The sequence below is a fragment of the Filimonas lacunae genome, from assembly GCF_002355595.1.
GTDB classification, from domain to species: Bacteria; Bacteroidota; Bacteroidia; order Chitinophagales; family Chitinophagaceae; genus Filimonas; species Filimonas lacunae.
Genome location: NZ_AP017422.1, coordinates 5873385 through 5897547 on the forward strand (window position 1 = coordinate 5873385; position 24163 = coordinate 5897547).

General features: G+C 42.8%; 18 protein-coding genes. 15 read left to right on the forward strand and 3 right to left on the reverse strand.

What is annotated here, in order from left to right; genetic code table 11:
• Positions 1-227: 227 nt before the first annotated feature.
• From FLA_RS23110 to FLA_RS31560, 3 genes are read right to left on the reverse strand one after another with little or no spacing between them, the layout of a single operon-like run.
• Complete coding sequence (locus FLA_RS23110) at positions 228-551, reverse strand: 2Fe-2S iron-sulfur cluster-binding protein (protein ID WP_197705819.1); 324 nt, start codon at positions 549-551, stop codon at positions 228-230.
• Positions 552-572: 21 nt separating this feature from the next.
• Positions 573-1577: an NAD(P)/FAD-dependent oxidoreductase gene (locus FLA_RS23115; RefSeq protein ID WP_076374803.1), complete on the reverse strand. Its 1005-nt coding sequence runs from the start codon at positions 1575-1577 to the stop codon at positions 573-575.
• 30 nt (positions 1578-1607) lie between these two features.
• Positions 1608-1934, reverse strand: coding sequence for a DUF6686 family protein (locus FLA_RS31560; RefSeq protein WP_076374805.1), 327 nt, complete (start codon positions 1932-1934; stop codon positions 1608-1610).
• Between the two features lie 359 nt (positions 1935-2293).
• Here FLA_RS31560 and FLA_RS23125 point away from each other — a divergent pair, with 359 nt between their 5' ends.
• The 15 genes from FLA_RS23125 to FLA_RS23200 all read left to right on the forward strand — a co-directional run bounded on the left by FLA_RS23125 (position 2294) and on the right by FLA_RS23200 (position 24148).
• The gene (locus FLA_RS23125; protein WP_076374807.1) at positions 2294-2824 is read left to right on the forward strand and encodes a hypothetical protein; all 531 of its coding nucleotides are present in this window, start codon (positions 2294-2296) and stop codon (positions 2822-2824) included.
• 262 nt (positions 2825-3086) lie between these two features.
• On the forward strand, positions 3087-3965 hold the full coding sequence (gene folD / locus FLA_RS23135; RefSeq protein ID WP_076374809.1) for a bifunctional methylenetetrahydrofolate dehydrogenase/methenyltetrahydrofolate cyclohydrolase FolD: 879 nt from the start codon (positions 3087-3089) through the stop codon (positions 3963-3965).
• A gap of 25 nt (positions 3966-3990) precedes the next feature.
• The gene (locus FLA_RS23140) at positions 3991-4641 is read left to right on the forward strand and encodes a 7-carboxy-7-deazaguanine synthase QueE (protein WP_076374811.1); all 651 of its coding nucleotides are present in this window, start codon (positions 3991-3993) and stop codon (positions 4639-4641) included.
• Between the two features lie 38 nt (positions 4642-4679).
• Positions 4680-6593: an OmpA family protein gene (locus FLA_RS23145; protein WP_076374813.1), complete on the forward strand. Its 1914-nt coding sequence runs from the start codon at positions 4680-4682 to the stop codon at positions 6591-6593.
• A gap of 9 nt (positions 6594-6602) precedes the next feature.
• Positions 6603-7718 (forward strand): DNA-processing protein DprA, encoded by a 1116-nt coding sequence (gene dprA, locus FLA_RS23150; protein ID WP_076374815.1) that lies wholly within the window; start codon positions 6603-6605, stop codon positions 7716-7718.
• A gap of 54 nt (positions 7719-7772) precedes the next feature.
• The gene (pelA, locus tag FLA_RS23155) at positions 7773-8927 is read left to right on the forward strand and encodes a pectate lyase (RefSeq protein WP_076374817.1); all 1155 of its coding nucleotides are present in this window, start codon (positions 7773-7775) and stop codon (positions 8925-8927) included.
• Positions 8928-9001: 74 nt separating this feature from the next.
• Complete coding sequence (locus tag FLA_RS23160; protein WP_076374819.1) at positions 9002-9676, forward strand: vWA domain-containing protein; 675 nt, start codon at positions 9002-9004, stop codon at positions 9674-9676.
• Positions 9673-10434 (forward strand): PP2C family serine/threonine-protein phosphatase, encoded by a 762-nt coding sequence (locus FLA_RS23165; RefSeq protein WP_076374821.1) that lies wholly within the window; start codon positions 9673-9675, stop codon positions 10432-10434. The genes FLA_RS23160 and FLA_RS23165 overlap by 4 nt, the downstream gene beginning before the upstream one ends.
• 1 nt (position 10435) lies before the next feature.
• Positions 10436-12364, forward strand: a complete 1929-nt coding sequence (locus FLA_RS23170) for a protein kinase domain-containing protein (protein WP_076374823.1) — start codon at positions 10436-10438, stop codon at positions 12362-12364.
• Positions 12361-13311 (forward strand): alpha/beta hydrolase, encoded by a 951-nt coding sequence (locus FLA_RS23175; RefSeq protein ID WP_076374825.1) that lies wholly within the window; start codon positions 12361-12363, stop codon positions 13309-13311. Before FLA_RS23170 ends, FLA_RS23175 begins: the two co-directional genes overlap by 4 nt.
• Positions 13312-13429: 118 nt before the next feature.
• On the forward strand, positions 13430-14929 hold the full coding sequence (gene guaB / locus FLA_RS23180) for an IMP dehydrogenase (RefSeq protein ID WP_076374827.1): 1500 nt from the start codon (positions 13430-13432) through the stop codon (positions 14927-14929).
• A gap of 107 nt (positions 14930-15036) precedes the next feature.
• Positions 15037-15822, forward strand: coding sequence for an ABC transporter ATP-binding protein (locus FLA_RS23185; protein ID WP_076374829.1), 786 nt, complete (start codon positions 15037-15039; stop codon positions 15820-15822).
• Positions 15823-15902: 80 nt separating this feature from the next.
• Positions 15903-16775, forward strand: a complete 873-nt coding sequence (gene sucD, locus FLA_RS23190; protein ID WP_076374831.1) for a succinate--CoA ligase subunit alpha — start codon at positions 15903-15905, stop codon at positions 16773-16775.
• 91 nt (positions 16776-16866) lie between these two features.
• Positions 16867-22983 (forward strand): alpha-2-macroglobulin family protein, encoded by a 6117-nt coding sequence (locus FLA_RS23195; RefSeq protein ID WP_096511257.1) that lies wholly within the window; start codon positions 16867-16869, stop codon positions 22981-22983.
• 97 nt (positions 22984-23080) lie between these two features.
• Positions 23081-24148, forward strand: coding sequence for an NAD(P)/FAD-dependent oxidoreductase (locus FLA_RS23200; protein WP_076374835.1), 1068 nt, complete (start codon positions 23081-23083; stop codon positions 24146-24148).
• Positions 24149-24163 lie beyond the last annotated feature (15 nt).

The following is a 24163-nucleotide window of genomic DNA, read 5'->3' on the forward strand; positions in this document are numbered from 1 at the left end:
TCATTAAACCTTAGAATTCTTTCATAGTCTTCACGCTTCATTTTTTGAATGAACATTAAAATACTTTACCTGGTTTATTCCTTTACTATCAAATTCCTGACATAGTTCAAGTCGCATTCTGCTTTACCATACTTATTAAGTTGTTGTAACTATTTTTAATTGAAGTGTAAATAAAAAACGCCCGGCAAAAATATGCCGGGCGTCACCTCTAATTATATAGTAGTAGATTACTCTTCCTCTCCCATTATTTTAAATATGGCGCCTTCCATAGTTTCATCTACCCTAAGCTGGCAGGCTAACCGGCTATCAGAAGCTGCATCGGGCAGGGTATCCAGCATGTCCATTTCTGCATCTTTCATTGGTGGCAGCCCGGGTAACCCCTGTAACACCTGTACGTGACAGGTGGCACACAAAGCCATTCCTCCACATGTAGCCAGGATATTATACTCATACGCTTTTAAAGCCTCCATCAGGCTCAGGTTCATGTCATCAGGAATTTCCAGATTGCGCCTTTCTCCATCCCTGTTTTCAACTGTAATATTAATCATCATAACTAGTTGGCTGCAAGGTAATTAAAAGGCGTTAACTCCATTAACTGTGGTATATTTAAAACTTAAACGCTGATCTGGGAAAACATGTTTAAACGCGCTCTGACACATTAAAGCTGCTTCGTGGAATCCGCAAAGAATCAGTTTCAGTTTGCCTGTATAGGTGTTGATATCACCAATGGCGTAGATACCTTCAACGTTGGTTGAATAGTCGGTAGTATCTACCAGAATGGCACTTTTATCAATATTCAGTCCCCAGTTGGCTATAGGGCCCAGTTTAGGGCTAAGGCCAAATAAAGGAATCAAGTGATCTGCTTCCAGTGTGCTTATTTCATTATCAGCACCGGCAATATGCACTTCTTTCAGATGGCCATTACCATCAATTTTTACAATATTGGACTTGAGTACCAGGTTGATACGTCCTTGTTGCGCCAGGTGAACTACTTTTTCAGCAGAATCCGGGGCGCCACGGAAAGTTTCTCCTCTATGTACAAGGGTCAAAGATTTTGCGATATCAGATAAATAAATTGCCCAGTCCAATGCAGAGTCACCACCACCTGCCAGTACCACTTGCTTGTCTCTGAAATGCTCAGGATCTTTTACCATATAGGCAACACCCTTACCTTCAAAATCTTCCAGACGCTCAATAGCTGGTTTGCGGGGTTCGAAACAGCCCAGGCCACCGGCAATTACAATTACCTTACAATGAACAGTGGTATTTTCGTTGGTGGTAACTATAAATGATTTATCTTCTTGTCTTTCAATACCTTCTACACGCTCACCCAAAGTAAATGTGGGTGAAAATGGAGCAATTTGCTTCATCAGGTTATCTACCAGTTCCTGTGCTTTTACTTCAGGATAACCGGGAATATCATAAATGGGCTTCTGAGGGTAAATTTCAGAAAGTTGTCCTCCAACCTGTGGTAATGCGTCCATAACATGGCAACGCATTTTCAATAAACCCGCTTCAAAAACAGAAAACAAGCCTACCGGGCCGGCTCCAATTATACAAATATCAGTCTGGATCATAACAATATATAAACGTACTTATTCTTGAAATCAGTCGTGAAAAAGGCTTAATAACTGCTTCACTTTCATTTCGTTATCTGCTTCCTGCACCAATTCATGCAAGTGCCCTAATTCCTTCTCAGTTAATAATACCTGAACCTGGGGGCATACAGTAGGCAATGAAATGCACTTTAAATTTTTGTCGTGCAAAGGTACGAGAGATTCCGTTTTGTACACCACCCATTCTGTAAACTGTATATATTCTTCCTCCCGCAGGGTTAGCATAGTTGTGCCAAAACAAACCTGAAAGCTCTTACAATCCTCACATTGAATAACATAACCATATTTACTGTGGCTCCATTGCTTAAAGTTGCACATACTGGTATTTTAAAAATTTGGATTTTATACGAAAACCGGCTCAAAATTCCGCCGTACATACTATATATATTAGCCATATAAGGAAAACCTGTTTACGCAAACGGGAAATTAGCATGGAGTTTTTTCACCTTTGAACGCTTTATGTATGTATCATCCATACATGAGGGTACTATCATCCTACCAGCATCCTACCATCTGGCCAGCCTTTGAATAGCTTCTGATATGCCGGGAACAGGGCTATTCATCGCCTATTCTGCCTTTGTGTATACCGAGCCTTCACCACGGGACCATGTTTAAAGCGTTGAACAATTTTAGGACTGGATTGTTATTCAGCCTGATAATTGAAAAACGAGCTAGTTATGGCAAAGCAATGTGGGGATTTTATTATTAAAGATACCATTGGCGGCGTAAACTTTTATATTGCCAATGGACAGGGTTTAGCACGCATTAGCAACCCTTTAAGCAGCAAACGGGTAAAAACAGCGCCTGAATTTGCCGGGCTACGCCGTTATGCCGATTTGCTTAAAACCGCTTCTCCCCTGGCTTCTGCCGTATACAAAACTTTGCCTGCAGGTAAAAAGCGTAGGGATTATCAAAAACTGGCCGGAAAAGCTCTTTTGTTATTAAAAGCAGGCCATACACCAGAAGAAACGCTACAACAATTACATATTGAAGCTAACGCCATGTGCCAGGAAACTATACCTGCGTGTGCAAAGCCTAAAAAGAAAAAACGCCTGCAAAAACTAGATAAAAAATATGCCCCTAAAGTATTTGCAGAACTAACTGAGCAGGATAATATTGTAAAAATTCCTGATATACAATTTATGCGATCCCGTAAATGGAATACCCGACGAGCTAATCGGGTATTATTTAAAGCACTTTATTATTGACGTTCTTACTGCTCTTGGGCGAGCCTAATGGCTTTGGTTGTGTTTTACTAAAATGTATTGGTATATAGCCACTGTACCATTCATCCTCTTGAAAAAATCGTACAACTGCATGAAGAGAAAATTGCCTTATACGAGCGAATGCTGAAAGAAAAAGAGGAACTGATGGCCAAGCTGGAAAAGCTTTTGGAGAAAATTTAGCCCCCCGGGAAAATCCCAATACTATTATTAGTCAAAGGCTCTTTGATTGTATTACTTTTGCGCCATGCAAATACTTGATGGAAAAATTGCATCCCAGTCTGTAAAAGAACAATTAGCAGCAGAGGTGCACCAACTACTGGCAGCAGGTAACAGAGCGCCGCACCTGGCAGCTATTTTAGTAGGTAGCAATGGCGCCAGCGAAACATATGTAGCCAGTAAGGTAAAAAACTGTGCAGAAATTGGCTTTGAATCTACGCTGATACGCTTAAATGCTGATGTAAGTGAAGAGGAGTTGCTCAATACTATCCGCCAGTTAAACGAAGATCCCAAAATTGATGGCATACTTGTTCAGTTGCCGCTTCCCAAACATATCAGCGAACCCAAAGTAATAGAAACCATTTCTGCTGAAAAAGATGTAGATGGTTTTCACCCCGTAAGTGTGGGCAGGTTGGTACAAGGTTTGGAAACCTTTATACCGGCTACTCCTTATGGTATCATGTTAATGTTGGAGCATTACAAAATTCCCACCAAAGGCAAGCATGCCGTGGTTATTGGACGCAGTAACATTGTAGGCCGCCCTATGAGTGTGCTGCTAAGCAGCAACCATCCTTACGGTAACTGTACCGTAACTATCTGTCATTCTCACACGCCTGATCTGGCTGCTGTTTGCCGCCAGGGCGATATCATTGTAGCCGCTTTAGGTAAGCCTGAATTTGTTACAGCTGATATGGTAAAAGAAGGTGCTATTATTATAGACGTGGGTATTACCCGTGTAGAAGACGCCACTGCTAAAAAAGGATTCCGCATAAAAGGGGATGTTGCGTTTGACCAGGTTTCACCTAAAGCATCTTACATTACTCCTGTGCCAGGTGGCGTGGGTTTAATGACCATTGCCGGTTTGATGAAGAATACCCTGGTTGCGTACAAAAGAACGCTCCAATAAAGTTTACCTATCGTAACTTTACAGCATGAATGAATTAGTGGAAACAGCAACTGCAGTTACGCTACCAGTGATGGAAGCCTTTTATACCATACAGGGAGAAGGCTTTCATCAGGGTAAAGCTGCGTATTTTATACGCCTGGGCGGATGTGACGTAGGTTGTTTCTGGTGCGATGTGAAAGATAGCTGGGACGCTTCCATACACCCTCCATTTTCTACGCAGCAAATTGTAGCAACAGCCCTCCAGGAGGTAAACCGTACTCATGGACAGGCTAACCATTTGATTGCAGTAGTTACAGGTGGCGAACCTTTAATGCATAACCTGGATGAATTAACCCTAGCCTTACAGGCCGCAGGTTTTGATACCAATATTGAAACTTCCGGCTCCAGCCCTTTAAGTGGGCACTGGAACTGGATTTGCCTGTCTCCTAAAAAATTCAAAGCCCCTGTGCCCGAAATTTTACCAGTGGCCAACGAGTTGAAGGTGGTCATTTTCAACAAACACGATTTTGAATGGGCCGAGCAATACGCTGCACAGGTTTCTTCTACCTGTAAACTATATCTGCAACCTGAATGGGATAAGTCGGCAGTAGTACTTCCTTTAATTATAGATTATATCAAAGCCAATCCACAGTGGCAATTGAGCGCCCAGGTGCACAAATATATTAACGTGCCCTAAGCATATTAGATTTCAACTTATTTCCCGAACTTCCCGTTATGGAAAAGTTGGTTTTACTATTAGCGCTGTTTGTTACTCTGTCCGGCAATGCACAATACAACCCGGAAAAAGTAAACAAAAAGGCACTACAGGCTTACGAAAAAGCAATGCTACAACTGAGGGATGGCTTTATTAAAGATGCCGTTCCACTTTTAAGCAAGGCTATTGAATATGACGCCAATTATGTAGATGCTTACTTATCACTGGCCGGCGTTTATGGAGAACTGAAAAACTATGCTAAAAGCATTGAATACTACCAGCTGGCTAATAGCAAAGACAGTGACTATTGTAAGATATATAACCTATCCTATTCTATTAACCTGGCAGGAGCCGGAAGATTCACGGAAGCACTACAGGCTGTAGAAAAATTTATGTCTATCCCTACGCTTAACGAACGTAGCAAAGCCAGTGGCCAGTATCGCCTGAACTGCTTTCGCTTTGCCGTAAATTACGCAGCTACTCATAAAGATTCCAGTTACGTGTTTGCCCCCATTAACCTGGGCGATAGCATCAACACAGAAAAGAATGAGTTCTATCCTTCCTTTACCATTGACGACAGTTTGTTTGTATTTACCAGGCATGGAGAAGGTGTAAGAGAAGATTTTATAGAAAGTACGCTATTGCACTCACCGGATCGCTATTCTAAATGGGAAGTTATTAATGGTTCTATTAATGTTGAGCCTTCTAAAGGAGCTATCAATATTTCGCAGGATGGGGAATGGTTATTGTTCGCCGGCAATTTTGCCAACCAGGGATTGGGCAACTTTGACTTATACATTTCGTATAACACACCTGAAGGCTGGAGCGAACCTGTAAACCTCGGTCCTAATGTGAATACAGATTTCTGGGAAAGCGCTCCTACTATCAGCCCCGACAAAAACGCGCTCTACTTTAGCAGTAGCAGGCCCGGTGGATATGGTGGTAAGGATTTGTATGTAAGCTATCGCCAGCCTAATGGCCGATGGTCACGCGCTGTAAACATGGGGCCTTCTATTAATACCCGTGGGGATGAGCAAGCGCCTTTTATTCATGCTGATAACATGAGCCTGTATTTCACTTCTGATGGTTTACCTGGTTATGGCAGTGCAGATATCTTTATTGCCCGTAAACAGTCGGATGGTAGCTGGGGCACACCTGAAAACCTGGGCTATCCTATTAATACCATTGAGCATGAAGGCACATTATATGTAGCTTCCAATGGTATTACTGCTTACTATGCCAGCGATCGCAGCGACTCGCGTGGCGGGCTGGATTTATACAGGTTTGACATGCGTCCGGAAGTAAGGCCTATTAAAACCTTGTATGTAAAAGGTACTGTTTCTGATGCTACTACAGGAAAAGGCATTCCCAGCACTGTTGAGTTAACGGATAACCAGCAACAGAAAACAATTACCAAAATACAAACCGATGAAACAGGTCACTATTTCATCACCTTACCAACCGGCAAGGATTACACCTTTACTGTTAACCGTAAAGGCTACCTCTTTTACAGTGACATTTATGCATTAAGCAACAAACCTGCCGACACCACCTATCAGAAAGATATTCCATTACAACCTATTGTACTCAATGCAACAGTTACGCTCAAAAACATCCAGTTCAACAGCAATTCTACCAACCTGGAACCGGTTAGTAAAATTGAACTGGACAAACTGGTTCAGTTGTTAGGCGACAACTTTAGCCTGCACGTACAAATCAGCGGTCATACTGATAATACCGGTAATGCAGCTCAGAACATTGCGTTATCTACCAGCCGTGCAAAATCGGTTGTAGACTACCTGGTAAGTAAAGGCATTGATGCCAAGCGTCTTACCTGGAAGGGTTATGGCTCAGCCAAACCAATAGCGGATAATAATACTGAAATAGGAAAAGCCCTGAACCGGAGAACAGAATTTACAATAACCGGACTATAAGAAAACGATATGCTTGCTAACAAACAGGACGATCTGTTATACCAGATTGCCTTAACCATGGTACCTCATATTGGAGCAGTACAGGCTAAAATATTAATTGATCATTTTGGTGATGCTTCTTCTGTTTTTAAAGCCAACAGTAAACAACTCAGTGGCATTGAAAATATAGGCACAGTGCGCGCCGGCAGCATCACCAACTTTTCCGGCTTTCAGGCGGCTGAAGAGCAAATCCGGTTTATTGAAAAATACCGGATTCAGCCTTTATTTATAACAGATGCCCACTATCCTCAACGTTTATTGCATTGCAATGACGCCCCTACCATCCTTTATTATAAAGGCAATGCCCATTTAAATGCCACCAAAGTAATCAGTGTTATTGGCACAAGGGGGTGCACCCATTATGGCAGACAGGTTACAGAAAAGCTGATTGCAGATTTGGCTGGTTTAGACGTACTTGTTGTCAGTGGCCTTGCTTTAGGCGTTGATGCTATTGCACATAAAGCAGCTTTAACTCACGGACTGGAGACCGTGGGGGTGCTGGCACATGGCTTAGACACCTTATATCCTTACCAACATAAAGCTCTGGCTAAAGAAATGGTAGAACACGGTGGGCTGCTTACTGAGTTTTGCCAGGGAACAGCTCCGGATAAACATAATTTTCCCAAACGAAACCGGATTGTTGCCGGTATGGCAGATGCCACTATCCTTATTGAAACAGCCATAAAAGGGGGCAGCATCATTACGGCAGAACTGGCTTATAGTTACAACAGGGAGTTGTTTGCTATTCCGGGAAAAATTACAGATGCTAAAAGTGCAGGTTGCAACCAGCTTATCCAAAATAACAAAGCCATTTTATTAACAGATACCAGCCAGCTACTCGAAACCATGGGGTGGGCAAAACCTGCGCCTGCACCTGACACTCCCCTTCCTGTTGAAACCACTGACCTGAGCAAGGAAGAACAGATTATTGTAGCCATTTGCCGCGAAAAGGAGCTTACCCATATCGATGATTTACAAAGCCGCAGCGGCTTACATAGCAGCGCTGTGGCCACTGCAGTTTTGCAGCTGGAGTTGCAGGGTTTACTGATTTCACTTGCCGGTAAAATGTACCAGTTAACCATATAATCTCATTTCGAGTTGGTTATTTGCCTAGTTTTAAATTAAAATAATTTGTTTGCCATGTTCCCTAAAAAACCATCCCGGCTTTACGCCAGTTTTATCGGTGCGTTGTTGCCATTGCTATCCATTAGCCAGTATACCCCTATCCCTACCAACATATTTAATGATGCATCTAACCATTGGTATCACATCAGTGATAAGAAAAATACGATTCAGCCACTTCCCAATCAACCCCGCTATCAGCCTTCTGATATCACTGCTATAGCAGATAACATTTTATTGTTTCAGCACAACAACGGCGGCTGGCCTAAGAATTATGACATGCTGGCTGTATTAACGCCTGAACAGCAGGAACTTGTTAAACTATCCAAATCGGAAGAGCATACTACTTTTGATAACCGCACCACCTATTCGCATATCAGCTACCTTGCGCAGGTATATACCACTACACACATTGAAAAATATAAAGAAGCAGTTTTACATGGCCTGCGCTTTATACTGGATGCACAATATAATAACGGCGGCTGGCCACAGTATTATCCTTTGGAAAAAGGGTACAGCAGGCATATCACTTATAACGACGATGCCATGGCCGGCATTATGGATTTACTAAAAAACATACTTGACAATCAGCCTACCTACTCTTTTGTAGACGACAGCTTTAGAAAGCGTTTACAAAAATCTTTTGATAAAGGATTGGATTGCATTCTCAAAACCCAGATTAATGATACCGGTACTCCCACTGTATGGTGTCAGCAGCACGATGAAGTGACCCTTCAACCTGCATGGGCCCGTGCTTTTGAACCTCCTTGCATCTGTAATGGCGAAAGCGTTAAAATTGTACAGTTTCTTATGAGTATTTCGCATCCTTCGCCCGAAGTAGTTAAAGCGGTACAAAACGCAGTAGCCTGGTTTCAGGCATCTAAAATAACAGGCATTACTATACAAACCATACAGGCTGCTGCCGATACCAGTCAATACACGGTGAGCCATGTAGATAAAATAGTGGTGCGCGATTCGTCTGCCCCTCCTATCTGGACACGCTATTATGAATTAAAAACCCATCGCCCTATGTTTTGTAACAGGGACAGTAAAATAGTGTATTCCCTGGCCGAAGTTCAGCGGGAAAGACGTGTAGGCTACGCCTGGTATACCTACGAACCTCAAAAAGTGTTGGACAAATACGATAATTGGCTTAAAAAGATCAAGCAATAGTGTGCTAAAAGGGAATATATTTTACCTTCATATTTGTAGTAATCAGAAAACCCCTAACCATTACCGCAAATACTATGGATGAATATATTTCCTTTGAACAAATCCCTTTCGGCTCAGACGATTTTGCTAATAACCCTGAATCAAGATGTCCGTGCCTGTTATTGGTAGATACCTCTGCTTCTATGTCGGGATTACCTGTTATGCAGTTAAATGAGGGCATCAGAGTTTTTAAGGAAGAGTTGACCGAAGACCCATTGGCAGTAAAACGGGTAGAAGTAGCCATGCTTAGCTTTGGCCCTCTTCAGCTACAAAACGACTTTACCACTGTTGATAACTTCCAGGTACCGCATTTAAGTGCCAATGGCGATACGCCTATGGGCACTGCTATTACTATGGGCATTGATTTGATTACCAAAAGAAAGGAAACCTATAAAGCCCATGGTGTAGGTTACTATAAACCCTGGATTATACTCATTACGGATGGCACCCCTACAGATAACTGGCAACATGCCACTCAACTGATTAAGGAGGGAGAAGCCCGTAATGCGTTTGCATTTTTCGCTATTGGTGTGGAAGGCGCCAATATGGATATATTAAGCCAGATTTCTGTTCGTACTCCTTTACGACTGAAGGGGCTTATGTTCCGCGAGTTTTTTATGTGGCTGTCTTCTTCCATGAAGATGGTAAGCAGTAAAAGCCCGGGGGCCAGCAACACTTTACCTTCACCTTCCGGATGGAGTGAATTATGATGTGGAAGGCTATTGGCAAAAGCGTGACAGGCAGCCTGCATGTGCAAGCAGGAAAAGGATGTGAAGATGCTATCCATTATTCTATTGACAACCATTCAGCCGCTTTAATATGTTTTGTCAGTGACGGAGCAGGCAGCGCTACCCAAGCTGCCATAGCATCAAAGCTAGCCACTCAAACCGCGCACGATTTCATTGTTCATCAGCTACAACAGCATCAGCCGGTTACTGAACCAGATATATACCAGTTGGCAGAAAGCGTGTTTGATGCATTACAACAACATGCTGCTCATTCTAAAACATCACTGGCTGAATATGCCTGTACTTTACTGGGCTGCATCATTTTCGCGGAATATGCCTGCTTTATCCAGGTAGGCGATGGCGCTATCGTAAAAAATACAGGTAATGATTTTTATGCGCCTGTCTGGTGGCCACATAATGGAGAATATCAGAATACCACTTTCTTTATCAATGAAAATGGGCATCCTCATTTGAAAGTGCTTGTTACAGAAGAGGTTATTAACGAGGTAGCCATTTTTACCGATGGCCTGCAAATGCTAACGCTGAACTATGAGAGCAATACCGCCCATCATCCTTTTTTTAAAGACATGTTTAAGTGGCTACGCATTGCGCATCATCCTGATCAGGTGGGTTCATTAAATCAGAAGCTGGAAGAATACCTGAGCAGCGCCACTATTAATAATCTCACCAACGACGACAAAACCCTTTTCCTGGCCACCCGCTTACAACAATCTGTATAATATGCTTCGGGGACTTCAACATTTGCAGTATACCACAGGCCGTCTTATTGGTAAAGGCGGCGAGGGGCAGGTGTTTGATGTTAACGAAAATCCTAATCAGCTGGCCAAAATTTACAACGAGCAGCCAGATGCCGAAAAAGCCAGTAAGCTCCGGTATATGGCTTCCCTGCAAAAACCGGCCATACTACAGTTTGCAGCCTGGCCGGCAGATGTGCTTGTTGAGAATGGTGTTACCAAAGGATTTGTCATGAAAAAGCTAAACGGCTATGTGCCCTTGCATATGTTGTTTAGCCCTATGGACAGGAAAAAACTATTCCCCGACAAAGGCTATAATTTCCTGGTGCATGTGGCGCGTAACCTGGCCACTGCTTTTCATCAGCTACACCAGGAAGAGCTTATTATAGGCGATATTAACGAAGGCAACATACTCGTAAATGCACAAGGTATGATTGCATTTATTGACTGTGATTCTTTCCAGATAAAGAATGGCACTCATTACTATTATTGTGAAGTAGGTGTACCACGTTATACCCCACCCGAATTACTGGCTCAGCAATCCTTTACTAATATTATTCGAACTGTTAACACAGATACGTTCTCTTTAGCTATTCTTATTTTCCAACTGCTTTTTTTAGGGCGACATCCTTTTGCAGGTGTTAACCGTTCTAAAGAAGACTGGGATGAAGAAAAAGCTATCCGGCAGCATCAGTTCGCCTACTCCCTGCACAATACCCATAAAAAGCTGTCCCCGGCCTTAAACAGCCTTGATATCAGCTATCTTACCCCGGGAGTTATTGAACTGTTTCACCAGGCTTTTGAGCAAGATAGTAACCGGCCAACTCCTGCCAGTTGGGTGCAGCAGTTGGACATACTGACTCAAAAAATGGTCATCTGCCCCCGCTCTTCTTTGCACACCTATCCCGCAATGGCTGGCCAATGTCCCTGGTGCGCTTTCAAAGAGCAAAAAGGCATTCTCTTTTTCCTGGACAACACCCCGCCCTCCAACACTACCATATTTGGTGATATACAATATTTTATAAATGGTTACCAACCCGAAAAGCTGGTATTTACTCCTTTAACCACTACTTATTCTGTTCCGGCAGGATCTTCTGTCCCTATCGAAAAAGATTGGCTTCAATATCGCAAATGGCATTTATACACTTTTATTGCAGCCTTTATAGTCACACCCTTTTTTAGTATATTTAATAACACGTTACTGCTGGTTTTTATCTGGGCCGTTTTGTTATTGGTTTATTATCATTTATCGCCCTGGCGTAATCAATTATTAAAAGAAAAAACAAGACGTTATCTTCAACTGCTGGCAGAAAGAAACAGGCTGGAAGAGTTGGTTAAAATGCATAATCATCCTGCTGGAGTGAATAACTATCATAAAGTAACACAACAGCTGGAAAGCAGTATTGCAGCATTTCGTGGAATACCACAGTTATTTCAGGACAAGAAAAAAGAACTGGAAGAACAGTTGTATAATAAACAGCTATTGTTTTTTTTATGTGCCTTTGAAATAAAGGATTATACTATTCCGGGATTTGGCTCTGCCAAGAAGTTATTACTATACAATAATAATATTCGTAACGCTGCAGATATTTCACAGTTGCATAGTATTAAAATAAACGGCATTGGCCCTAAAAATTTACAACTGCTGTTTGATTGGCAAAGGCAAATGTCAGCCGACTTTACCTATCGTCCTAATTATGACTTATTAAACAAAGAAAGTCTGCTGCTTGCCAAAAGTATTGATAAAGAAAAAGCCAGATTAGAAAGCACTATAAAGCAGCAATACCAGCAGCTGCAAACCATTAAGGCAGGTATCACCACCAAACAAAAACAGATAGAAGCACAGTATAACCGCTTAGTAACACAGGTAATTGCAGCAGATGTTAACTATCACACATTTAAACAACTAATATGAAACCTACCTCCCGCCTGAAAAAAAGCTTTTTATGGATGGTTGTTTTGTTAATCCTGTTTCTCAATTTTGTAGCCTTTTTTCATGCATGGAAGTTTACTCATTTCACACCTGGCCTTCCTTATAAAACATCTTCCCGGCAACAACTATCACTCACCGGCAAATTAAAACTAGGGTTATTGGGGGTAGACAATCCACGCCCCGTAACGAAACGTTTGCCTGGTGTTCCTTACCAGGATATTACGTTACAAAGTAATAAGCGTATTGCCTGCTGGCTTATTACCGCCCCCAATGCCAAAGGCACAATAGTATTGTTTCACGGTTACACCGGCGAAAAATCATCTATGCTTGACAAGGCGGATGTGTTTTTGAAAGCGGGCTATACCGTATTACTACCCGATTTTATGGGCTCTGGCAGTAGTGAAGGTAATCAAACCACTATTGGTTATAAAGAAGCAGCAGAAGTAAAAACCTGTGTTGACTACCTACAACAAAAAGGAGAAAAACATATATATCTGTTTGGTACTTCTATGGGCGCAGCTGCTATTATGAAAGCTTTTAAAGATCAGCCGCTTTCCGTATCCGGGGTTATATTGGAGTGCCCTTTCAGCACCATGCTTACCACCGTACAAAACCGTTTTGAAAATATGCATATACCTGCTTTTCCCATGTCGTACCTGCTGGTATTTTGGGGAGGTGTAGAAAATGGTTTTAATGCCTTTGCCCACAAGCCTGTAAATGACGCACGTGCTATCACCTGCCCCACACTATTAGTATATGGAGAGAAAGATGAAAAAGTGAAACCTGAAGAAACCCAGGCAATATTTAAAAACCTGGCAGGTCCTAAAAAGCTGGTCACTTTTCCACTGGCAGCACACGACAATTACCTGGTGCAGTATAAAAAAGAATGGAGTGAAGCGGTCACCAGTTTTCTTGGGCAATTACCATAATTCATTTTTCGGTTAAACAGTGCTATTCTTCCTGCTTATGAACACTAAGCACACTTGTTAAAAAACTGTCATAAAAGAGCGGAATTTTGTAAAAAGAAATTTCCTTTTATCTTTGCACATGGCAACAAGAATTACTCCCTCCAGCAAAAGCTCCGGACAATCAAGATTTTTTGGCGAAGGCCTTACGTATGACGATGTGTTATTAATGCCAGCCTTTAGCCAGGTTTTGCCCCGCGAAGTAGACATCCGCACTCAGTTAACAAAGAGTATTACGCTAAATGTACCCATGCTTTCTGCAGCCATGGATACCGTTACAGAAGCCACCCTGGCCATAGCATTGGCGCGTGAAGGCGGATTAGGAATCTTGCACAAAAACATGAGCATTGAAAGACAGGCTGAACAAGTAAGGAAGGTGAAGCGTAGCGAAAGCGGTCTTATCCTTGATCCTGTTACCCTGTTACAGGATGCCACAATTGGTGATGCCCTGGTATTAATGCGCGAAAATAAAATAGGTGGTATTCCGGTAATAGATGCCAACCATAAACTGGTGGGCATTCTTACCAACCGCGATTTGCGTTTTGAAACTGATAAACGCAAAAAGGTAACCGAGGTGATGACTAAAGAAAACCTGATTACCGCTCCGGAAGGCACCGATATGAAAAAGGCCGAAAAAATTCTCCGCTCTTATAAAATCGAAAAGCTGCCTGTAGTGAATAAGCAAGGCAAGCTGATTGGTTTAATCACTTACAGAGATATTATTCAATTGATCAATAACCCCAACGCAGTAAAAGACACCTATGGCCGTTTACTGGTAGGTGCTGCATTGGGTATTACCCGCGACCTGCACGACAGGGCTTATGCTTTGCAACAGGTAGGTGTGGATATTGTAAGCCTGGACAGTGCACATGGCCACCACATTGGTGTTATTGAAGCACTGAAATCCCTGAAAAAGAAATTCAAAGGCTTACAGGTAATTGCGGGAAACATCGCTACTGCCGAAGGCGCTAAAGCATTAGCCGATGCAGGTGCAGATGCTGTTAAAGTGGGTATTGGCCCCGGCTCTATCTGTACCACCCGTATAGTAGCAGCCGCTGGTGTTCCGCAGTTAACCGCTGTAATGGAAGCAGCCAACGCATTAAAATCAAGAAACATTCCTGTTATTGCCGATGGCGGTATCCGCTACACTGGTGATATGGTAAAAGCCCTGAGTGCCGGCGCTAATGTGGTGATGATGGGTAGCGTATTTGCCGGAACAGAAGAAAGCCCTGGTGAAACCATTATTTACGAAGGCAGGAAGTTTAAAGAATACCGTGGCATGGGTAGCCTTGGCGCTATGCAGCAAGGCAGCAGCGACCGCTATTTCCAGGACATGGAAGATGGCATTAAAAAACTGGTACCGGAAGGCATTGAAGGCCGTATTGCTTACAAAGGCAACCTCAACGAGGTAGTTACCCAATATATAGGCGGTTTAAGGGCAGGTATGGGTTACACCGGTTCTAAAGATATTAAGGCGCTGCAACAGGCCACTTTTGTAAAAATCACGAATGCAGGTATGCGCGAAAGCCATGCCCACGACGTAGAAATTACTAAAGAGTCTCCTAACTACAGCAGAAGATAATAGCGAAAAAAACAGCAATATGGGTATTCTTATGCCGATATTCGTATCGGCATAAGAATTGTTTCCCTAACCCCGGGCAGGTAACAACTGCTTAAAGTACACCTATTATGATAGAGTTAAAGAACATTAAGAAGAGTTTTGGCGATAAAACCATTCTGCATGATATCAGTGCGGTAATGGAGGCGGGAAAATGTAACCTTATTATAGGTGCCAGCGGCAGTGGCAAAACCGTATTAACCAAATGTATGGTTGGCCTGTTTAAACCCGACGAAGGCGAAATCTTATACAACGATGTAAACATGCTGGAAATGACCGAAGACGAACGCAAGCAATTGCGCCAGCAGATAGGCATGCTTTTCCAGGGTTCTGCTCTTTTCGACTCTATGACGGTAGAGCAAAATGTGATGTTTCCGTTAAATATGTTCTCTACACTCAGTTATAAAGAGCGAAAAAAACGGGCCAGCGAGGTGCTGGACAGGGTAAACCTGAAAGAAGCCCACAACAAATTTCCGGCAGAAATAAGCGGCGGTATGAAAAAAAGGGTAGGTATTGCCCGCGCCATTGTACTAAATCCCAAATACCTGTTTTGTGATGAACCTAACTCCGGCCTGGACCCCCAAACGTCTATGCTGATAGACAAACTGATTAAAGAAATCACCGTAGAGTATGATATTACTACCATTGTAGTAACCCACGACATGAACAGCGTAATGGAAATTGGTGATCATATTGTATACATGCATCAGGGTCAAAAGCAGTGGGAAGGATCTAATAAAGACATTATTTTTAGCAAGAACGAACTGCTGAACGAATTCATTTTTGCATCAGAATTCCTGCAAGACGCTAAACAAATGCGCATGATGCAGGAAAACGGAGACGTTCCTAAACAATAAATTAAAAAAAATTGGTGGCGTTATATATCAGGTTTGACCTATTTTTGCGCCATCCTTAAACGTAAAATCTAAGATTTGCCATGGCAGTTTTGGTTAACAAAAGATCAAAGATCATAGTACAGGGCTTTACCGGAACAGAAGGTACATTCCACGCTTCACAGATGATAGAATACGGCACTGACGTAGTTGGTGGCGTGACTCCGGGCAAAGGTGGTTCTACGCATTTAGACAAACCCGTATTTAACACAGTAGCAGATGCTGTTAAACAGACTGGAGCTGATGTTAGTATCATATTTGTGCCTCCTGCATTTGCAGCAGACGCTATTATGGAAGCCAGTGATGCAGGCATTGCGCTGGTAGTGTGTATTACAGAAGGCATTCCTACACAGGATATGGTGAAAGTGAAAAATTACCTGCAAGGTAGTTCTACACGCCTTATCGGCCCCAACTGTCCTGGCGTAATTACTGCTGGTGAAGCTAAAGTGGGTATCATGCCCGGCTTTATTTTCAAGCCAGGCCGTATCGGTATCGTTTCTAAATCTGGTACTTTAACTTACGAAGCAGCAGACCAAACCGTTAAAGCAGGTTTAGGTATCAGCACAGCTATCGGTATTGGTGGTGATCCAATCATTGGAACTCCTACCGTTGAAGCGGTTAAATTACTGATGGACGATCCTGAAACTGACGGTATCATCATGATCGGTGAAATCGGTGGTAGCATGGAAGCAGATGCAGCCCGTTGGATTAAAGACAACCTGCGCAAACCAGTTGTAGGTTTCATTGCTGGCCAAACAGCGCCTCCGGGTCGCCGTATGGGTCATGCTGGAGCCATCATTGGTGGTGCTGAAGATACTGCAGAAGCTAAAATGAAAATCATGAGCGAGTGTGGCATCCACGTAGTGGCCAGCCCTGCTGACATTGGTAAAACAATGGCTGCTGCTCTGAAAAAATAGTCTATTACTTCGTTAATATATTATTTAAAGGCGCCCTGGCATTACCGGGGCGCCTTTTTTATTGTACTTTGGCACACGCAAAAGTATTCAAATGAAAAACTACATTCTGTCCGGTTTCACGGCGCTTTTATCGATCTTTTACAGCGCCTCAGCACAAAACCTACCCGACAGTTTTCCTACCCAATGGAAAGAGATAGATAGCCTGTTATGGAAAAGCTCTTTACCAAAATCGGCGTTAATCCGGGTAAACGCGTTATACCAGAAAGCTACAGCTCAAAAAAACGAACCCCAGGTATTAAAAACATTGATATACACTCAATATATCAATAATCAGGTGAAAGAAGAAGACACCAATACCCAACTACTTTATCTACAACAGGCAATCAACAAAGCCACCAGTGTTGCACAGAAAAGCATATTACAGGTAATGCTGGCCAGGGCTTATTACAATATATACTCCCGTAACTCCTGGAAATTCCGCAACCGTACAGAAACCATTGGGGATACTTCTACTGATGTAAACAGCTGGACGGTAGAACGTTTTAAGCAAACTATTGATAGCTTATACCAGGTGGCGTTGGCTCCGGTTGCTGTTTTGCAAAAAACAGACTTAACACGTTTTAATGCTGTTATTATACCAGGTACCGGCCGCTATTTATGCCCTACCCTGTACGATTTCCTGGGTAACATTGCCCTGGAACACTATAAAACAGCATATTTCAATCACTATATAACCTCCTCCCCTTTAAACACCCCATCTTTACTGACACCTGCTGCTACTTTTATTCAAACATCTTTTCCTGCCATTGACAGCAATTCTTATCAATGGAAAACCATTCAATTGTATCAGCAGCTACTGGGCTTTCATCAACAAGACACACGCCCGGATGCTTTTATTCACCTGGATATTGCCAGGATTCAATGGGCCAAAAACTCAAACGATATCAAGCACAACGACAGTCTGTATTTACAAGCCTTGTATAATATTGCCCAACACTATTCCGATAACCCCGAAGCAGCACAGGCATACTACCTTATAGCAGCCCGCTATAACAAACTGGCTTCCGACTATGATCCACAAAAAGACACGACCAACCGGTATACAAAAATCAAGGCCAAAACCATTATAGATCAGCAATTAGCCAAAAACTATCCTCAAAGTGAAGGCAGGTTTAACATGCAACAGCTACTGGAAAGCATTACCGTTCCCCAGTTAAATACAGAGGTAGAAAACATCAATTCCCCGCAACTACCTTTTCGTTTATATGTACAGTATTCCAACATACCGGTTCTTTATGGAAGGATTATCCGTTTTAGTGCATTAAACGATTCATTAGATGACATTCACATTAATGATGAAGATTCGTGGCAACGATTAATTTCCCGCGCTCCTTACCAACAGTTTATACAACCCCTGCCTGTAACAAACGACTATCAAACACACGCTACGGAAATTAAAATAGCAGCACTGCCACCAGGGCGATACATGCTTATCACCAGCAACGGCAGTACCTTTAACAACAAAGTTGATAGAATTGCTGTACAAAACTTTGATGTTTCTGCTATTAGTTTCACCACACACAGAAACAATTATTTTGTACTGGACCGCGAAACGGGGCTTCCATTCAGTAATACCATGGTGCACCTTATTACTACCAGCCTTCGCAAAAACGTTCCGGCCCGCCAAACAACTACCTTTATCACTGATAAAAACGGCATGTTTAGCATTCAAAAAGAGCTAAGCGACCAGACACGTGTTATTGTATATACCGCCCACGACACATTATCTTTTGAAAACGAAAACTATTATTCCCGCAGGTATAATGCCACCCCAGCCAACAAAACCAATGTTGAAGTATTATTTTTCACTGACCGTGGCATTTATCGTCCTGGTCAAACCGTTCACTTTAAAGGCATTGCCACCAACAACTCCGGCACGCCTGTTCGCAAAAGCATTTACCAGGGAAAAGACAGTATTCGGGTTACTTTACTAAATGCTAATTCTATCGCCACCGACTCCTTGCAATTCACAGTGAATGAATACGGTTCATTTGCGGGTAGTTTTGTGTTACCGCAAAATGAAAAAACCGGCGATTTCACTATTACAGCAGGAAGCCGCATTCGTAACTCCAACCTGAATGGTTCGGTTTCATTCCAGGTAGAAGAATACAAGCGCCCTAAGTTTTATATTGAATTTGACACTTTAAAAAGCGCCTACCGGTTAAACGATTCCATTACTATTTCCGGATATGCCAAAACCTATGCAGGCACTCAGGTTGGTGGAGCAAAGGTGGCTGTTACCATCAACCGAAACGCACAGTTCAATTATCCATGGTTGTTTTATAGAACAAGCATGCCTGAGAGTGCCAACGAAACTGTTGCTTACGGCACCACCACCACCAAGGCAGATGGCTCATTCCGATTTACCTTCCGGGCTACGCCGGATTCTTCGATAGCCCCCTCCACACTGCCAGTGTTTCAATTTACCACAGAAGTAGCCATTACTGACAACAGTGGTGAAACCAGGGAAAACAACACTACCATACCGGTAGGTTACCAATCATTACAGGTTAATCTGGCAGTGCCCACAAACAGCACAACCAAAGCATTTACACATGTTGCCGTTACATTACAAAACCTGAGTGGACAACCTGTACCCGCCCCGGTTCAAATAAAAGTGTATCCCTTACAAACTCCGGAAAGGCTTATCCGAAAAAGATACTGGGAAGCCGCAGATCAGTTTGTAATGAATTATGAGGAATACGTAGCCGCGTTCCCACACGATGAATATGGCAGAGAAACAGATTACCATACCTGGATCAGGAAAGCCGCTGTTGTTTCAGGCACCTGGCAACAATCAGCATCCAACCTAAAAGGCTTTGCGTTACCAAAATCACTTGCACAGGGCTGGTATGTGATTGAAGCGCAAGCGCTGGATATTAATGGCGACACCCTAAAAGATCTGGCTTGGATAGAGGTAGTAGATCTGCAAAATGATCAACTACCAGCCAATGAATATAACTGGAATTATACTCCATTAGACATTCTTTATAAGGGTGATACCGCACGCCTGTATACCGGCAGCGGTGCTACCAACGTTTTTGTAATTCAGCATGCCGCTTACAATGGCATACCTGACAGTACTTATACTACCTACCAGGTAAATCATGAGAAGAAGCAAGTGCTAAAACCTATTACACAAGCAGCGGAAGGCGCAATAGGCATAAGCTATGCCTTTATATGCAACAACCGTTTATACGTAGGCACCTTTAATACTATTATTCAAAAGAGAGGAAAAAGACTACAAATAAACTATCAAACATATAGAAACAAGATATTGCCTGGCAGTCGTGAAACATGGAGTGTACAAGTGCGTGGAGAGCAGAATGAGAAAGTACCCGCAGAGCTTCTAACCGCTATGTATGATGCCTCTCTTGATCAATTCAGCCAGCACTATTGGCAATTACCTGACACGCCTATTCCTTTTTACAATTATTACTGGAATAGTGGCTATAAAAACTTTAACGCAGGCAATTCGCAAAACATATACTTGCCGGAAAAGGAGTTCAGCTATACCAGCATCACAAAAGACTACCTTCTTTCGCCTGACAACCTGCCTGACAGATCATATACATTTGACTATTCTTATAATGGCAATGGAAACTTACAAAGAAAGGACAGGCTAATGGCATCAGCTAATTTTAGCCTTGCTGCTCCAAGCGCTGCTGGGAAAGTAGAGCTTGCAAAAGCGATTCCCCCTTCTATAGTAAAAGAGGAAGCAGAAATCAAACAGGATGTAACAGGTGCTGTTTCTCAAATCACTAATTCAGCAGAAAAAACCGTACAGGTAAGAAAGAACTTTAATGAAACCGCCTTCTTCTTTCCACAGCTATATGCCGACACATCGGGCACCTATACCTTTAGCTTTACCATGCCTGAGTCGCTTACCACCTGGAAATGGTTAAGCCTGGCACATACAAAACAACTTGCACTCGGCCTTACAAGTACCACGGTGATCAGCCAAAAAGTGCTGATGGCGCAAGTGAACGCTCCACGTTTTGTAAGGCAAGGCGATGCTATATCTCTTACAGCCACTATCAGTAATCTGGATAGCACTGCTGCAAACGGACAGGTACAACTGGAGTTAATAGATGCTGTCACTAACCAACCAGTTAATGAGTTATTCCAACACACAAAAACAAAACAGTCGTTCAGTATTCAACAAGGTGCCAGCCAAACAGTCTTTTTCCCTGTTATTGTCCCCACCAACTTTATGCACCCTGTTACTTATCGTATTGTTGCGCAAGCGGGCAATTTCAGTGATGGCGAAGAGAATGTGATCCCTGTTTTACCCAACCGCATGCTGGTGACAGAAACCTTGCCTTTATTATTGAAAGGCAATACTACACGTCAATTCACTTTATCTAAACTGGCTAACAACAGCAGCAATACATTAACAACAGAATCAGTAACTGTTGAGTATACCACCAACCCGGTTTGGCAGGCTATACAGGCGTTACCATATCTGGTGGAATATCCTTATGAATGTGCAGAGCAAACATTCAACCGTTTTTATGCCAATGCACTTGCTGCCTTTATTGTAAATAAGCACCCACAAATTAAAACAGCTTTTGAGTTGTGGAAGAAAGACTCTACGGCGCTGCAAAGTAATCTGCAGAAGAATGAGGAGTTAAAGCAAATTCTGTTAGAGGAAACACCGTGGGTATTAAACGCAGCCAACGAAGCACAGCAAAAGAAAAACATTGCCCTGTTGTTTGACGTGGTTACTATGGCCAGTAAGTCAGATGCAGCCTTGCAACAATTACAGGAAATGCAGTTTACTGATGGTAGCTTCAGCTGGTTCAAGGGCGGTTATACTGATAGATATATTACCAATTACATTGCAACAGGTATTGGCAAACTCATTCAATTAAAAGCAGTACCTGCCAATGCCGCCAAAACGCTGCAAAGTATTGGTGAAAAAGCGATACAGTACCTCGATAACAGGATGTATAAAGATTTCCTGTCATGGAAAATCACTACCAAAAACGTAGCCTTCAGTCACCTGTCCAATGATGGCATACAGTATCTTTTTGCTCGCAGTTATTTCAAAGATGTAGCCTTTAGTAATAAAGCTGCCTGGCAATTTCTGCTACAGCAAGCTGCTAAACATTGGAACAAACAAAATAATTATAACAAAGCACTATTAGGCGTAGTGCTCTACCGTAATAACCAGCAAAAGCTGGCCACCGGCAGCATACTACCTTCTATCCTGGAAAATGCAGTCGAAGACAGCAGCAAAGGCATGTACTGGAAAGACCGCACTACCTGTTTCTGGCATCCTGCCGCTATTGAGCACCAGGCAAGTATTATGACACTTACGGCTGAACTCAGTAATCAATATGCCACTGCCATCACCGCCAATGCTTATAAAGAAATGCGCAACTGGCTTATTCTGAATAAGCAAACCAGCAACTGGGGCAGCACCATTGCCACTGCTGATGCCTGCTATGCTTTATTATTAAAACCTGATCTGTTGCAAACAGTTAAACAGGTTACTATACAATTAGGTAACACCGTTCTGCAATCAAATACAGAAACACAACAAGCAGGAAGTGGTTATTTCAAGGAAAGGATCGATGGCAGCCAGGTAACTCCGGCCACCGGGCGCATTACAATTACAACCCATTCAACGATCAATCCAACTAACCAATCCGATGTTAGCTATGGAGCCGTTTACTGGCAGTATTTTGAAAACATGGACAAAATCACCACTTCCACAGGCAATCCTCTGTCTGTTGCTAAAAAATGGTTTATAGAAAAACAAACAGACAAAGGTGCAGTTCTGGAGGCCATTACTACCAATAGCCGGTTAAAAGCAGGTGACAAAGTGGTAATACAAATTGTTTTAAAAAGCGACCGTAACATGGATTATGTACATATAAAAGATATGCGTGCCGCAACAATGGAACCTGTAAATGTGCTTAGTAGTTATAAATGGCAGGATGGGCTTGGGTATTACGAAGCCACCAAAGATGCCAGCACCAACTTCTTTATCGATCATTTGCAAAAAGGCACTTATGTGTTTAACTACCCGGTATATATTACCAATAGCGGCACATTTACCTCTGGCATAGCAACTGCGCAATGTATGTATGCCCCCGAATTCAGCAGCCACAGCGAGGGTATACAATTAATAGTACCATAGATTTCATTACCATAAAGCCTAAAAGCCGGAAGCAGATATACTTCCGGCTTTTTTTATCCGGCACATTTACTCCACTGCTAAATTTTATCTTTGCGCTATGCAAGTAGACTACCTGATTATTGGCCAGGGCATATGTGGCACTTTTTTAAGTCATGAACTCCACCAGGCAGGAAAAAAAATACTGGTAATAGATGAATCTCAACCGTTCTCTTCTACCAAAGTAGCCAGTGGTGTTATTAACCCCGTTACCGGCAGACAGGTTAGTACTACCTGGATGGCAGAAGAACTGATGTCGTTTACCTGGCAGGCTTATACCCATATAGGCAATACTATTGGCAGTAATATTATTCAAAACTGCGGCATACTGGCATTTCCGCCTTCCCAGCAAATGCGCGAGGCTTATGATGGCAAAATGAACGACACCCCGGCATTTATTCACCCCGTTGCAGCAACAACAGTACAGGAATACATCCCTCTTTTTCATTTCTTTCATGGCGCTGTACACATTCAACCGGCTTATCATATCGACTTACATACCTTGCTAAAAGGCTGGCGCCACCAGCTGCTAACACAAAACTCTCTATTAGAAGAAAGCTTTGACGCAACACTTCTGCAATTACATCACGATCGGGTTATTTATAAAGATATCCAGGCAGAGAAAATCATCTTTTGTAATGGCACCAATACATTCCAGCATCCATTGTGGCAAAAACTGCCTTACAGCCTGAACAAGGGAGAAGCTTTAATTGCAGACATTCCGGATTTACCTCCTAACCAGATTTACAAATTCGGCATCACCACCCTGGTTCCCTGGTACGACGGTTTATGGTGGGTAGGCAGCACTTACGATAATCGCTTTGAAGACGCTCTTCCTACAGAAATTTTTCTCAAAAAGAAGTCAGCCGAACTGGCATCCCTGGTAAAGTGCCCTTATACTATTGTTGACCACATTGCTTCTATACGCCCTGCAACTGTTGAACGCAGGCCTTTTGTGGGCTTTCATCCTCAACAACCGGCTGCCGGCATTTTCAATGGCATGGGCACCAAAGGCTGCTCGCTGGCCCCTTACTTTGCTCACCAGCTGGCGCAGCATTTAACGCAAAACACGCCCACAACACCAGCTGCCGACGTAAAAAGATTTGGATCCCTATTATCTTTGTCGTGAAAATTACCGGGCTGT